Here is a 13,195-nt window from a genome sequence, read left to right as displayed (position 1 = left end):
AATCGCTCCTGAATCGGTTTTCAAAAAAATAGTTGCGGCCTGCTCCGCTCAGAGCACCGGTGCGGCCTCGATCTTCTGCATGGCCCACATCTGGGCGTAGCGCCCCTGCTGCGCCAGCAGCGCCGCATGCGTGCCACGCTCCACGATCACGCCGCTTTCGAGCACGAGGATCTCGTGCGCGTCGACCACCGTCGACAGCCGATGCGCAATCACCAGGGTGGTCTTGTTCTGCGCGGCGTTCTTGAGCTCGTGCTGGATCGCCCGCTCGTTCGCCGAATCGAGCGCCGAGGTGGCCTCGTCGAAGATGACGATCGGCGGGTTCTTGAGCAGCGTGCGCGCGATCGCCACGCGCTGCTTCTCACCGCCCGACAGCTTGAGCCCGCGCTCGCCCACCGGCGTGTCGTAGCCCTTGGGCGTGGCGGTGATGAAGTCGTGGATGCGTGCCGCCTTCGCCGCGGCTTCCACCTCGTCGCGCGTGGCGTTCGGCCGGCCGTAGGCGATGTTGTATTCGACGGTGTCGTTGAACAGCACCGTGTCCTGCGGCACGATGCCGATGGCCTGGCGCACGCTGGCCTGGGTGACAACGCGAATGTCCTCGCCGCCGATGGTGATGCGGCCGTTCTGGACGTCATAGAAGCGATAGAGCAGGCGCGCCAGCGTGGACTTGCCCGAGCCCGACGGACCGACCACCGCCACCGTCTTGCCGGGCGGGATCTCGAAGCTCACGTGCTTCAGGATGGGCCGCGCGGCTTCGTAGGCGAAGCTCACGTCCTCGAAGCGCACGGCGCCCTCGGCGTGCGACAGCGGCTGCGCGCCGGGTGCATCGCGCACCTCGCGCTCCTTCTCCATCAGCACGAACATCTTGTCGAGATCGGTCAGGCTCTGCTTGATCTCGCGGTAGATCACGCCCAGGAAGTTGAGCGGGATGTAGAGCTGGATCATGAAGGCGTTGACCATCACCAGGTCGCCCAGCGTCATGCGCCCTTCGACCACACCCGCCGTCGCGCGCCACAGCATCAGCACCAGGCTCACCGCGATCAGCAGTTGCTGGCCGGTGTTGAGCATCGACAGCGTGCGCTGGCTCTTGATGGCGGCCTTGCGGTACCGGTCGAGGCTGGCGTCGTAGCGGCCGGCTTCGAACTCCTCGTTGTTGAAGTACTTGACCGTCTCGTAGTTCAGCAGCGAATCGACCGCGCGGCTTTGCGCCACCGAATCGAGCTCGTTCATGGTCTTGCGAAACTGGGTGCGCCACTCGGTCACCGTCACGGTGAACGTGATGTAGAGCACCAGCGCGGCGCCGGTGATCCAGACGAAGAGCGCATCGAACTTCACGCCCAGGATGGTCAGCACCAGCACCAGCTCGACGATGGTCGGCACGATGCTGTAGAGCGACATCGAGATCAGCGAATGCACGCCGCGCGTACCGCGCTCGATGTCGCGGGTCATGCCGCCGGTCTGGCGCTCCAGGTGAAAGCGCAGGCTCAGCGCATGCAGGTGGCGGAACACCTCCAGCGAGATGCGGCGCGCCGCGCCCTCGGTCGCCTTGGCGAACACGAGCTCGCGCAACTCGTTGAAAAGCGAGGTCGACAATCGCAGCAACCCGTAGGCCAGCAGCAGACCGATCGGCACGACGAGCAGCGCCTGTGCCATGTCCGGAAGGCCTGGCTTCGGCGTCATGGTGTCGACCAGGTTCTTCAGCAGCACCGGCACCCCCACGTTGGCGACCTTGGCGCCGATCATGAAGCTCAGCGCGGCCAGCACCCGCCATTTGTAGTCCCACAGGTAGGGAAAGAGCCGGCGCAGGGTGGCCCAGTCGGACCGGTCGCTGCGCTCGGGGGCGCCGCCCGGCGTGTGGTGGGGAGAGGAAAGGGCTTCGCCGCTGCGGCGCATGGGGGACAATCGTGGCTGTTATTGCCTTCGATTGTGCCCATGTCCGATTCTCCGAGTGCCAACACGGCCGCCGTCCTCAAGAGCCTGCCCACCGACATGGAGCTGGTGCTCAAGGTCATCCCGATGCCTGCCGACTGCAATGCCAACGGCGACATCTTCGGCGGCTGGGTGATGGCCCAGTGCGACCTGGCCGGCTCGGTGATTCCGGCGCGCTACACCCAGGGCCGCATGGCGACCGTGGCGGTGAACGAATTCATCTTCAAGCAGCCGGTGCGCATCGGCGACATCCTGTCCTTCTATTCGAAGCTGGTGCGCGTCGGCCGCACCTCGGTCACGGTGACGGTCGAGGTGTTTGCGGAACGCTTCCAGGCGCAGGGCCAATACATCAAGGTGACCCAAGCCACCTTCACCTACGTCGCCATCGACGACAACGGCCGGCCGCGGGCCATCGCGACGCAACCCTGACAGCTGTGCTCGCGGGCGTTCACAGCTGCGAAAAATCCGGCTTGCGCTTTTCCAAGAAGGCGCTGAAGGCCTCCTTCGCCGCTGGCGAACGCATCGCCTGACCGAAGCTCACGCTCTCGGCGTCGATGCGCTCCAGCACCGCCGGCTGCTGCGCCATCTTCATCAGACGCTTGGTCTCGATCAGCGCCGACATTGGCTTGGCCGCCAGCTTGCGCGCCTGGCTCTGCGCGATGGCGTTGCATTCGGTGGGCGGCACGACGCGATTCACCAGCCCGACCTCGAGCGCGGCCTCGGCCATGAAGGGCTCGCCGAGCATCAGCGCCTCCGCCGCGCGGTGGTAGCCGAACATCCGCGGTGCCAGCAGGCTCGACGCGGCTTCGGGCACCAGGCCGAGATTGACGAAGGGCATCGAGAAGGCGGCGTTGTCGCCCGCGTAGACCAGGTCGCAATGGAACAGCAGCGTGGTGCCGATGCCCACCGCCGGGCCGCAGACCGCGGCGATGACCGGCTTGGGAAAGGCCGCGATGGTGCGCAGGAAACGGATGGCAGGCGACTCTTTCATCGGCGTGGCGGCCGGCGCGGCGGCGGTCGCCATGAAGTCCGCGATGTCGTTGCCCGCGCTGAAGATGGTCGGGTCGCCCTGGATCAGCACGGCGCGCACGGCCGCATCCTCCGATGCCTGGTCGAGTGCCGCCGACAGGGCGTCGTACATCGCGCCGGTGATCGAGTTCTTGCGCGCGACGCGATTGAAGGTGAGGGTCATCACACCGGCTTCGGTGTGGACGAGGATGTCGCTCATGGTCATTCCTTGAAATAGACGATCTGGTTGGACGTGGCGAGCAACGCGCCGGCCTCGCTCCAGAGCTGGGCGCTCTGGTCGAAGAAGCCGTTCTGGAATTGCTGTCCGACCGCGCGTCCCAGAAGATAGCCGGTTCCGACCTCGGCCAGATGCGACGCGTCGGCGTGGAAGTAGGTCGTGATCGATACCGTGCCGGCTGGCACCGGCGTGGCGCGCCGCAGCCAGACGCGCGGATAGAACATGTCGCTCATCGCCGCCAACGCCGGGAAATCGAGCGGCCGCGGCTGCGCATCGCGCAGCCAGAGCATCGTCTCGCTGTGGTCGCCGCCGCCATCCCATTGCGTGGGAATGCTGCCGCGCACCGGCCGCATGTCGTACTGCCCGATCCAGGCGACGCCCTTCGGGCCGATGGTCATGCGCTCGGCCTGCGCGGGGCCGGGCACCGGCGGCCTCGGCAGGTCGTTGGTGCTCCAGGTCTCGCGACGGGCCGCCGTGACCACGGTGGCCGTGGTCGTCAGCTGCGGCACATCGCCGACGCCGGCCTGGGTGATCTGCACGGTCCAGTGCTGGGTCGAGCGGTTGGTGCGCACGGCCGTCGCCTGCACGTCGAAGGCGCCGGCCTCGATGGCGGCCGCGTAGTTCACCGTGAGCGCGATCGGCGCGCCGAGCAAATCGGGATGTCGCAGCACCGCCTGCAGCACCACCGCCGCCGTCGTACCACCGAAGGGGCCGACCATGTTCCAGTAGTCCGGGCTCGTCATGCCGGTGAAATGGCCCACGCGAATGTCGCTGTGGTGCAGCGCGAGCGCCTCGTCGAAGATGTGTTGCGTCACTGCCTGTCTCCTCTGGCTCCTGTACCCAGCGCCGCAGATTCCTTCGTCACACCCGCTCGAAGATGCCTGCCGCGCCCTGCCCCATGCCCACGCACATCGTGACCATGCCGTACTTCAGATTCTTGCGCCGCAAGGCATGCACGACTGTCGCGGAGCGGATAGCGCCGGTCGCGCCCAGCGGATGACCCAGCGCAATGGCGCCACCCATCGGATTGACCTTGCTCGGGTCAAGGCCCAGCGTGTTGATGACGGCCAGCGATTGCGCGGCAAAGGCCTCGTTGAGCTCGAACCAGTCGATGTCCTCGTGCTTCAGGCCTGCGTAACGCAGCGCCGCGGGAATCGCCTCGATCGGGCCGATGCCCATGATGTGCGGCGGCACGCCCTTGCTCGCGAAGCTCACGAAGCGCGCCAGCGGCGTCAGGTCGTACTGCCGGCACGCCTTCTCGCTCGCGAGGATCAGCGCCCCGGCGCCGTCGGAGGTCTGCGAACTGTTGCCCGCGGTGACCGTGCCGCGCGCGGCGAAGACGGTGCGCAGCTTGGCCAGCCCTTCGAGGCTGGTGTCGGGCCGCGCGCCTTCGTCCAGGCCCACGGTGCGCCTCTTCGCGATCGACTCGCCGGTTTCCAGGTCCGGCGTGCGGTCGGTCACCTCGATCGGCGTGATCTCGTCGGCGAACTCGCCGGCTCCCTGCGCGGCCAGCGCCTTCTGGTGCGAGGCCAGTGCGAAGGCATCCTGCGCCTCGCGGCTCACCTTCCACTGCTGTGCGACCTTCTCGGCCGTCAGGCCCATGCCGTAGGCAATGCCCACGTCGCCCTCGCGTTCGAAAATCGAGGGCGACAGCGAAGGCGAGTTGCCCATCATCGGCACCATGCTCATGCTCTCGACACCGGCCGCGATCATCACGTCGGCCTCGCCGACGCGGATGCGGTCCGCCGCCATTTGCACGGCCGACAGGCCCGAGGCGCAGAAGCGGTTGACCGTGATGCCGCCGATGCTGTTCGGCAGCCCCGCCAGCACCGCGCCGATGCGCGCGATGTTCAGGCCCTGGCTGCCTTCCGGGATGGCGCAGCCGCAGATGATGTCCTCGATGGCCTTCGGATCGAGCCGCGGCACGGCAGCCAGCGCGGCACGCAATGTGGTGGCGAGCAGGTCGTCCGGGCGGTAGTTGCGGAAGTAGCCGCGGTGCGACTTGCCGATGGGCGTGCGCGTGGCGGAGACGATGTAGGCGTCTTGAACTTGCTTGCTCATGATGTGTTCTTTCTTCAGTTCCGGACCGGCTTGCCGGTGCTGAGCATCGCCATGATTCGCTCCTGCGTCTTCGGATGCACGATGAGCGAGCAGAAGGCCTTGCGTTCCAGCGCCATCAGGTACTCCTCGGTCACCAGCGAACCCGCGTCGATGTCGCCGCCGGTCACCACCTCGGCGATCAGGCTCGCGATGTGGAAGTCGTGCGCGCTGATGAAGCCGCCGTCACGCATGTTCACCAACTGGCCCTTGATGGTTGCGGCGCCGCTGCGGCCCGCGACGCGGAAGCTGCGGCGCAGCGGGGCGCGGTAGCCGGCGTCGGCCATGGCCTTGGCCTGCTGCAGCGCGACGTAGAGCAGCTCGTCCTTGTTCGGCACCATCACGTCGCCGTCGAGCAGGTAGCCCAGCTTCTTCGAATCCAGCGCGCCGGTGCCGACCTTGGCCATCGCCGCGGCGGTGAAGCCTTCGGTGAGGAAGGGCAACAGATCGGTGCCCGTCGTGGCGGCGGCGTTCTCGGCCGCGCGGCGCGCGATGTAGGTCAGGCCGCCCGCGCCGGGCACCAGGCCCACGCCGACCTCGACCAGGCCGATGTAGCTTTCCATCGCGGCCACGCGCTTCGCCGAGTAGACGGCGAGTTCGCAGCCACCGCCCAGCGCCAGGCCGCGGATGGCCGAGACCACCGGCACGCTGGCATAGCGGATCTTGAGCATCGTGTTCTGCAGCTCTTCCTCTGCGCCTTCGACTGCGCCGATGCCCGCGACCACGAAGGCCGGAAGCATCGCCTGCAGGTCGGCGCCGACGGAGAACTTGTCGTCGGGCGACCAGATCACCAGGCCTTGGTACTCGGCCTCGGCCAATTCGACCGCAGCGGCGAGCGACTCGGCCACGTCCGGGCTGATGGCGTTCATCTTCGAGTGGATGCTGGCGATCAGCACATCGCCGTCGAGCGTCCAGACGCGCACGTCGCCGTCGTCGCTGAGCGTGGTCCCGGCCGTCGTCGGATCGACCGCGCTGGCACCGCGCATGCTTTCGGGGAATAGCTGGCGCGCATGCACGGGCAGCCGGCGCTGCGGCACGAACTTGCCGAGCGAAGCGCTCCACGAGCCTTCCGGCGTGTGCACGCCACCGGCCTCGGCCACCGGGCCCTCGAACACCCAGGTCGGCAGCGGCGCGCTGCTGAGCGCCTTGCCCGCATCGATGTCTTCCTGCACCCACTTGGCGACCTGCGTCCATCCGGCTTCCTGCCACAGCTCGAACGGACCCTGCTGCATGCCGAAGCCCCAGCGCATGGCGAAGTCGATGTCGCGCGCGCTTTCGGCGATGGTCGCCAAGTGCACCGCCGCGTAGTGGAAGCCGTCGCGCAGGATGGCCCAGAGGAACTGGCCCTGCGGCCCTTCGCTGTCGCGCAGCAGCTTCAGCCGCTCGGCCGCCGGGCGCTTGAGCATGCGGCCATACACCTCGTCAGCCTTCTCGCCGGCAGCCACGTAGTCGCCGCTCTGCAGGTCGAAACGCAGGATGTCGCGACCGACCTTCTTGAAGAAGCCCGCCTGGGTCTTCTGGCCCAGATTGCCGAGCTCCAGCAGCTTGGCGAGCACCGGCGGCGTGGCGAAGTTGCCGTAGAACGGATCGGTCTCCGCGCTCAACGTGTCCTGCAGCGTCTTCACGACGTGCGCCATCGTGTCGAGACCGACCACGTCGGCCGTGCGGAAGGTGCCCGAACTCGCGCGGCCCAGCTTCTTGCCCGTGAGGTCGTCGACGATGTCCGGCGTGAGCCCGAAGGTCTCGACTTCCTTCAGCGTGGCCAGCATGCCGGCGATGCCGACGCGGTTGGCGATGAAGTTGGGCGTGTCGTGCGCGCGCACCACGCCCTTGCCGAGCGTGCTGGTGACGAAGGCCTCGAGCTGGTCGAGCACCTGCGGCTCGGTGGTCGGCGTGTCGATCAGCTCGACCAGGAACATGTAGCGCGGCGGATTGAAAAAGTGGATGCCGCAGAAGCGAGGCTTGAGTGCTTCCGGCAGTGCTTCGCTGAGCTTCGTGATCGACAAGCCCGAGGTGTTCGAGGCCAGGATGGCGTTCTTCGCGACGTGCGGCGCGATCTTCTTGTAGAGGTCGAGCTTCCAGTCCATCCGCTCGGCGATGGCCTCGATCACCAGGTCGCAGTCGCCGAGCTTGGCGAGGTCGTCTTCGTAGTTCGCCACCTCGATCAGCGCCGCATCGGCCACGTCGCCCAGCGGCGCGGGCTTCAGCTTCTTGAGGTTGTCGATGGCGCGCAGGACGATGCCGTTCTTCGGCCCCTCCTTCGCGGCGAGGTCGAACAAGACCACAGGGACGCGCACGTTCACCAGGTGGGCCGCAATCTGCGCGCCCATCACGCCGGCACCGAGCACGGCGACTTTCTTCACATTGAATCGGGACATGGCTTCTTCCAGTGTTTATTGCACGCGCGTCCACACCTGCGTGCGCCAGAACGGGCCCAGGTAGCCGCGCACTTCCAGCTTCCGGCCACCGTCGATCGGCGTGAAGCCGGCGCGGTATTCCTTGCCGTTCTCGGGGTCGAGGATCTTGTTGCCGCGAATGATCTCGAGGCCGACGATCGGCTTGCCCTTGCGGTCGTCTGTGCACTCGTCGCAGACGGCATCGGGTTTCGTGTCCTTCTTGAGCGTCTTCTCGATGCGCCCGGCCAGCGTGCCGCCGGCCTCCTCGATGCGGATCTCGGCCTTGGCCTCGCCGGTCTTGTCGTCGATGCTGCGCCACAGGCCCACAGGCGACGTCTGTGCCATCGCCGCGCCTGCGCTCACAAGCAGCAGCAAGGCCAAGAACGCGAACCCGGCCTTCATCACGCCAGCGCCTCGTTGGTGTCCATCAGCGCCTTGCTGCCGGCACGGGCGGTGCGCATCAGCGTCGCCGTCTCGGGGAAGAGCTTGGCGAAGTAGAAGCGCGCGGTCTGCAGCTTGGCGACGTAGAACGGGTCGTTGTTACCGGCCGCGATCTCACGCAGCGCCACCTGCGCCATGCGGGCGAACAGGTAGCCGAAGACGAAGTGGCCCGCCACGCGCAGGTAGTCGACCGCGGCCGCGCCTACTTCGTCGGGGTTCTGCGAACCCTTGAAGCCGATCTCCATCGTGAACTTGGTCAGCTGCTCGCCCAGCACTGCGACGGGCGTGATGAACTCGCTCATCTTCTCGTTCACGCCCTCTTCGGCAACCAGCGCACCCACCAGCTTGCCAAACTTCTTCAGCGTGGCGCCGTTGTTGCCCAGCACCTTGCGGCCCAGCAGGTCGAGCGACTGGATGGTGTTGGTGCCCTCGTAGATCATGTTGATGCGGTTGTCCCGCACGAACTGCTCCATGCCCCATTCCTTGATGAAGCCGTGGCCGCCGAAGACCTGCATGCAGGCGTTGGTCGCGATGTGGCCGTTATCGGTGATGAAAGCCTTGACGATGGGCGTGAGCAGGGCGACGAGTTCGCCGCTGTCCTTGCGCACCTTCTCGTCGGGGTGGTGGTGTTCCTTGTCGAGCAGCAGCGTGCAGAAGATCTGCAGCGCCCGGCCGCCTTCGGCATAGGCCTTGGCGGTGAGCAGCATCTTGCGCACGTCGGGGTGCACGATGATCGGGTCGGCTTCCTTGTCCTTGGCCTTCACGCCCGACAGCGAGCGCATCTGCACGCGGTCCTTGGCGTAGGCCAGCGCGTTCTGATAGGCCACCTCGGTCAGGCCGAGCGACTGGTTGCCCACGCCCAGCCGTGCCGCGTTCATCATCACGAACATCGCGGCCAGGCCCTTGTTCGGCTCGCCGACCAGGCTGCCCACCGCACCGTCCATCACGATCTGCGCCGTGGCATTGCCATGGATGCCCATCTTGTGCTCCAGGCCGCCGCAGTAGATCGGGTTGCGCTCGCCCAGCGAGCCGTCGGCCTTCACGAGGTACTTCGGCACCGCGAACAGGCTGATGCCCTTGCTGCCCTTCGGCGCGTCCGGCAACCGGGCTAACACCAGGTGGACGATGTTGGCGACCATGTCGTGCTCGCCGGCGGAGATGAAGATCTTGTTGCCGGTGAGCTTGTAGCTCCCGTCGGCCTGCGGTTCGGCCTTGGTGCGCAGCAGGCCCAGGTCGGTGCCGCAATGCGCTTCGGTCAGGCACATGGTGCCGGTCCACTCGCCGGTCACGAGCTTGGGCAGGTAGGTCTTCTTTTGCGCTTCCGTACCATGCGCCACCAGCGCTTCGTACGCGCCGTGCGAGAGGCCCGGGTACATCGTCCACGCCTGGTTGGCGCTGTTGAGCATCTCGTAGAGGCACTGGTTCAGCACGAAGGGCAGGCCTTGGCCGCCGAACTCGGGCTTGCACGACAGCGCGGCCCAGCCGCCTTCGACGAACTTGGCGTAGGCGTCCTTGAAGCCGGTCGGCGTCTTGACCTCGTGCGTTTCCTTGTCGAGCACGCAGCCCTCTTCGTCGCCGCCGATGTTCAGCGGGAAGGTGACCTCGGCCGCGAACTTGCCGGCCTCCTCGATCACCGCATTGACGGTGTCGACATCGGTCTCGGCGTGGGCCGGCAAGGCCTTGAATTCGTCGGTGACGCGAAGGACTTCGTGCAGGACGAACTGCATGTCGCGCAGCGGCGGGGTGTAGAGCGGCATCGATGACTCCGATGAGGGAAAAAGAGTAGGAGGAAGAGACGAAAAACGGAGGGAGGGAGTGATCAGCGCACGGGCTTCAGGCGGCGCGGCACCGGCGTCGGCGCGGCCGGTTCCGCTGTCGGGGTCGCGCCATGGCGCGTGAGGATGTTCTCGAAGCCGAGCCGCGCCCGCTCCATCGAGCCGGGCATGCGCAGGAAGCGTGCTTCGTAGTGCAACGCCAGGATGAGCGCGTGGATCTCGAAGGCGATCTGCTTCTCGTCGGCATCCGGCCGCAGATGGCCTTCTGCCCGCGACAGCACAACCGCGCGGGTCATGGCGGTGAGCCAGATGTTCACCGACTCCAGCAGCGCGTCGCGCACCGGGCCGACCCGGTCGTCGAATTCCACCGCGCCGCTGATGTAGATGCAGCCGGAGTCGATCTCGGCCGAGGTGCGCTTCATCCAGTTGGCGAACATCGCCCGCAGGCGCGGCAGGCCGCGCGGTGCATCGAGCGCCGGGTAGAACACCTCCTGCTCGAAGCGGTGGTGGTACTCGCGCACCACCGACAGTTGCAGTTCTTCGCGCGAACCGAAGTGGGCGAAGACGCCCGACTTGCTCATTTGCGTGACTTCGGCGATGGCGCCGATCGACAGGCCCTCGAGCCCGATCTGTGCGGCGAGCCCCAGCGCCGCATCGATGATGGCGGCCTTGGTCTGCTGGCCCTTCTGCGGGGCACGGGCGGGCTTGGTCGATGCGGCGAAGGTCATGGTCGGCCTGCGTTAAAAAAGAACGATCGTTCTATTTTGCAGGACTTCCGCAGGCGCTGGCAAGCGGAATGTCCCGCGCCGCTTCAGGGCTTGCCCGAAAATCGCCGGGTCGGACGACCATGAAAAACGGGGCACGGCGCCTTGGCACCGTGCCCCGTCGAGACGCTTTTCTGCCTGGCTCAGAGCTTGAAAGGCACGACTTCCTGGCGCTGCTCGCCTAGGCCTTCGATGCCCAGCGTCATCACGTCGCCCTTCTTGAGGTAGAGCGGCGGCTTCATGCCGAGGCCGACGCCGGGCGGCGTGCCGGTGGTGATGACGTCGCCGGGCAAGAGCGTCATGAACTGGCTCAGGTAGCTGACGATCTTGGCGATGCTGAAGATCATGGTCTTGGTGTTGCCGGTCTGCATGCGCGTGCCGTTGAGGTCGAGCCACATCGACAGCTTCTGCGGGTTGGGCACTTCGTCGCGCGTCACCAGCCAGGGGCCGAGCGGGCCGAAGGTGTCGCAGCCCTTGCCCTTGTCCCAGGTGCCGCCGCGCTCGATCTGGAACTCGCGCTCGCTCACGTCGTTGATGGTGCAGTAGCCGGCCACGAAGTTGAGCGCATCCTTTTGCGAGACATAGCGCGCGCGCGTGCCGATGACCACGCCGAGCTCGACTTCCCAGTCGCTCTTGACCGAGTTCTTGGGCAACATGACCGGATCGTTCGGGCCCTGGATGCAGCTGGTCGCCTTCATGAAGACCACCGGCTCCGCAGGGATCGGCAGGCCCGACTCGGCCGCATGGTCCGCGTAGTTCAGGCCGATGGCGATGAACTTGCCGACGTTGGCGATCGGGCTGCCGAAGCGTGGCTTGCCCCGCACCAGCGGCAGCTTGTCGGTCTTGAGCTTGCGCAGCTTGGCCAGCGCGGCATCGCCGAGTTGATCGGGGCCCAGGTCCTTGACCACGGCGCTCAGGTCGCGCAGCTGGCCGTTGTCGTCGATGAGGCCGGGCTTTTCCTTGCCGGGGTTGCCGTAGCGCACAAGTTTCATGGGTAGCTTCCTTTCAGTTGAACGTGGATTCTCGCGGGTCGGCGTCAGTAGGTCGCACGGCCGCCGGAGAGGTCGAACACCGCGCCGGTCGAGAACGCGCAGTCTTCGGTGCAGAGCCAGGCCACCATGGCCGCGATCTCGTCGGGCGTGCCGAAGCGCCCCATCGGGATCTTCGACAGCATGAAGGCGATGTGCTCGGGCGTCATTTGGTCGAAGATGGCCGTCTTCACCGCAGCCGGCGTCACGCAGTTCACGCGCACCGGGCCGGTCGCGAGCTCCTTTCCGAGCGACTTGGTCAGCGCGATGACCGCCGCCTTGCTGGCGCTGTAGGCGCTGGCGTTGGGATTGCCCTCCTTGCCGGCCACCGACGCGATGTTGACGATGCGCGCCCACGGCCGCGTCGTGAGGTGTGGCGTCCATTCACGGCAGCAGTGGAAGACGCCGTTGACGTTGACGGCCATGACCTGCTGCCAGGCCTCGACCGGATAGTCGGCCAGCTTCGTGTTCGGCCCGGTGATGCCGGCGCAGTTGACCAGGGCATCGGCCTGCGCATGTGCGCCGCCCTGCGCCAGCGTGGCCTGAACGGCCTGCGCCACCGCCGCCGCGTCACTCACGTCGACGCCGACGGCCTTGGCACCGGCGCCCAGCCGGCCGGCGGCCGCTTCGGCGGCAGGCAGGTCGCGGTCCCACAGCGTGACCACGCCGCCCGAGGCCAGCAGGCGCGCCGCGATGGCATAGCCCAGCCCGGTCGCACCGCCGGTGATCACCGCATGGCGGCCTTGAAAGTCGAGCCGATTCATATCGTGATCCCGCCGTCGACCGAGAAGGACTGGCCGGTGGCGAAGATCGATTCGTCGCTGGCCAGGAAGACGACCACCGGCGCGATCTCGTGCGCCTGCGCCAGGCGGCCCATCGGCTGGCGCGCGATGAAGGCCTTGCGGGCCTCGACCGGGTCGGGGTTGGCGTTGATGCGCTCACCGAGCGAGGGCGTGTCGACCGTGCCCGGGCACACCGCGTTGCAGCGCACGCCCTGCGTCACATAGTCGGCCGCCACGCTCTTGGTCAGCCCCAGCACCGCCGCCTTGGTGGTGCCGTAGACGTTGCGGTTGGGCAGGCCCTTGATGCTCGAGCACACGCTCGCCATGTTGATGATGCTGCCGCCGCCCGATGCCAGCATGCGCGGCAGCACCGCCTGGATGGACCAGAACTGCGCACGCACGTTGAGGCGGAAGGCGAAGTCGAGGTCGTCGTCGGTCGCGCTCAGGATCGGCCCGTTGTGCACGACGCCGGCGCAGTTGAACAGCACGTTGACGGCCGGCATGCGCGCGACCAGGTCGTGGATGGCTTGCTTGTCGAGCACGTCGAGCACCGCGGTCTGGATGTTGGGCGTGCCGGCATAGCTCTCCAGCAGCGCGGCGTTGACGTCGGTGGCCCAGACCTGCGCGCCTTCGGCCGCCATGGCGAGTGCGGTGGCGCGGCCGATGCCCTGTCCGGCGGCGGTGATGAGGGCGGTCTTTCCCTGGAGTCTCATGCGGTGTCCTGGTGTCGTTGGAAGGTG

General features: G+C 66.9%; 12 protein-coding genes. 1 reads left to right on the top strand and 11 read right to left on the bottom strand.

Annotated elements, in window-relative coordinates; genetic code table 11:
• Positions 1–48 precede the first annotated feature (48 nt).
• The gene (locus ACSFBE_RS00600) at positions 49–1,890 is read right to left on the bottom strand and encodes an ABCB family ABC transporter ATP-binding protein/permease (protein ID WP_435488426.1); all 1,842 of its coding nucleotides are present in this window, start codon (positions 1,888–1,890) and stop codon (positions 49–51) included.
• A 39-nt stretch (positions 1,891–1,929) separates the two neighbouring features.
• On the opposite strand from ACSFBE_RS00600, the gene ACSFBE_RS00595 reads away from it, so the two are divergent.
• The gene (locus ACSFBE_RS00595) at positions 1,930–2,355 is read left to right on the top strand and encodes an acyl-CoA thioesterase (protein WP_435488425.1); all 426 of its coding nucleotides are present in this window, start codon (positions 1,930–1,932) and stop codon (positions 2,353–2,355) included.
• Positions 2,356–2,374: 19 nt separating this feature from the next.
• On the opposite strand, the gene ACSFBE_RS00590 is transcribed toward ACSFBE_RS00595, so the two are convergent.
• From ACSFBE_RS00590 to ACSFBE_RS00545, 10 genes are all read right to left on the bottom strand, one after another.
• Positions 2,375–3,154 (bottom strand): enoyl-CoA hydratase, encoded by a 780-nt coding sequence (locus tag ACSFBE_RS00590; protein ID WP_435488424.1) that lies wholly within the window; start codon positions 3,152–3,154, stop codon positions 2,375–2,377.
• A gap of 2 nt (positions 3,155–3,156) precedes the next feature.
• On the bottom strand, positions 3,157–3,987 hold the full coding sequence (locus ACSFBE_RS00585) for an acyl-CoA thioesterase (RefSeq protein ID WP_435488423.1): 831 nt from the start codon (positions 3,985–3,987) through the stop codon (positions 3,157–3,159).
• Between the two features lie 46 nt (positions 3,988–4,033).
• Positions 4,034–5,233, bottom strand: coding sequence for an acetyl-CoA C-acyltransferase (locus ACSFBE_RS00580; RefSeq protein ID WP_435488422.1), 1,200 nt, complete (start codon positions 5,231–5,233; stop codon positions 4,034–4,036).
• Positions 5,234–5,247: 14 nt separating this feature from the next.
• Complete coding sequence (locus ACSFBE_RS00575; RefSeq protein ID WP_435488421.1) at positions 5,248–7,647, bottom strand: 3-hydroxyacyl-CoA dehydrogenase/enoyl-CoA hydratase family protein; 2,400 nt, start codon at positions 7,645–7,647, stop codon at positions 5,248–5,250.
• A 15-nt stretch (positions 7,648–7,662) separates the two neighbouring features.
• A complete protein-coding gene (locus tag ACSFBE_RS00570) occupies positions 7,663–8,067 on the bottom strand; it encodes a DUF2147 domain-containing protein (protein WP_435488420.1) in 405 nt (134 codons plus the stop codon).
• Positions 8,067–9,863 (bottom strand): acyl-CoA dehydrogenase C-terminal domain-containing protein, encoded by a 1,797-nt coding sequence (locus ACSFBE_RS00565; RefSeq protein WP_435488419.1) that lies wholly within the window; start codon positions 9,861–9,863, stop codon positions 8,067–8,069. Before ACSFBE_RS00565 ends, ACSFBE_RS00570 begins: the two co-directional genes overlap by 1 nt.
• 62 nt (positions 9,864–9,925) lie before the next feature.
• Entirely contained in the window at positions 9,926–10,609 is a 684-nt protein-coding gene (locus ACSFBE_RS00560) for a TetR/AcrR family transcriptional regulator (RefSeq protein ID WP_435488418.1), read from the bottom strand.
• Between the two features lie 179 nt (positions 10,610–10,788).
• Positions 10,789–11,637 (bottom strand): fumarylacetoacetate hydrolase family protein, encoded by an 849-nt coding sequence (locus ACSFBE_RS00555; RefSeq protein WP_435488417.1) that lies wholly within the window; start codon positions 11,635–11,637, stop codon positions 10,789–10,791.
• Between the two features lie 44 nt (positions 11,638–11,681).
• Positions 11,682–12,437: an SDR family NAD(P)-dependent oxidoreductase gene (locus ACSFBE_RS00550; RefSeq protein WP_435488416.1), complete on the bottom strand. Its 756-nt coding sequence runs from the start codon at positions 12,435–12,437 to the stop codon at positions 11,682–11,684.
• Positions 12,434–13,168: an SDR family oxidoreductase gene (locus ACSFBE_RS00545; protein ID WP_435488415.1), complete on the bottom strand. Its 735-nt coding sequence runs from the start codon at positions 13,166–13,168 to the stop codon at positions 12,434–12,436. Before ACSFBE_RS00545 ends, ACSFBE_RS00550 begins: the two co-directional genes overlap by 4 nt.
• Positions 13,169–13,195 lie beyond the last annotated feature (27 nt).

It is taken from the genome of Variovorax sucrosi (assembly GCF_051216635.1).
Taxonomy (GTDB): domain Bacteria; phylum Pseudomonadota; class Gammaproteobacteria; order Burkholderiales; family Burkholderiaceae_C; genus Variovorax.
The sequence above is the reverse complement of the archived record's forward strand: the minus strand, read 5'-3'. Positions and strand labels throughout refer to the sequence as shown.

What these genes read in the sequence shown, in the direction of transcription:
- ACSFBE_RS00580 (WP_435488422.1), bottom strand. Translation starts at nt 5,233, where the DNA reads ATGAGCAAGCAAGTTCAAGACGCCTACATCGTCTCCGCCACGCGCACG.
- ACSFBE_RS00555 (WP_435488417.1), bottom strand. Translation starts at nt 11,637, where the DNA reads ATGAAACTTGTGCGCTACGGCAACCCCGGCAAGGAAAAGCCCGGCCTC.
- ACSFBE_RS00570 (WP_435488420.1), bottom strand. Translation starts at nt 8,067, where the DNA reads ATGAAGGCCGGGTTCGCGTTCTTGGCCTTGCTGCTGCTTGTGAGCGCA.
- ACSFBE_RS00600 (WP_435488426.1), bottom strand. Translation starts at nt 1,890, where the DNA reads ATGCGCCGCAGCGGCGAAGCCCTTTCCTCTCCCCACCACACGCCGGGC.
- ACSFBE_RS00590 (WP_435488424.1), bottom strand. Translation starts at nt 3,154, where the DNA reads ATGAGCGACATCCTCGTCCACACCGAAGCCGGTGTGATGACCCTCACC.
- ACSFBE_RS00595 (WP_435488425.1), top strand. Translation starts at nt 1,930, where the DNA reads ATGTCCGATTCTCCGAGTGCCAACACGGCCGCCGTCCTCAAGAGCCTG.
- ACSFBE_RS00550 (WP_435488416.1), bottom strand. Translation starts at nt 12,437, where the DNA reads ATGAATCGGCTCGACTTTCAAGGCCGCCATGCGGTGATCACCGGCGGT.
- ACSFBE_RS00565 (WP_435488419.1), bottom strand. Translation starts at nt 9,863, where the DNA reads ATGCCGCTCTACACCCCGCCGCTGCGCGACATGCAGTTCGTCCTGCAC.
- ACSFBE_RS00545 (WP_435488415.1), bottom strand. Translation starts at nt 13,168, where the DNA reads ATGAGACTCCAGGGAAAGACCGCCCTCATCACCGCCGCCGGACAGGGC.
- ACSFBE_RS00560 (WP_435488418.1), bottom strand. Translation starts at nt 10,609, where the DNA reads ATGACCTTCGCCGCATCGACCAAGCCCGCCCGTGCCCCGCAGAAGGGC.
- ACSFBE_RS00575 (WP_435488421.1), bottom strand. Translation starts at nt 7,647, where the DNA reads ATGTCCCGATTCAATGTGAAGAAAGTCGCCGTGCTCGGTGCCGGCGTG.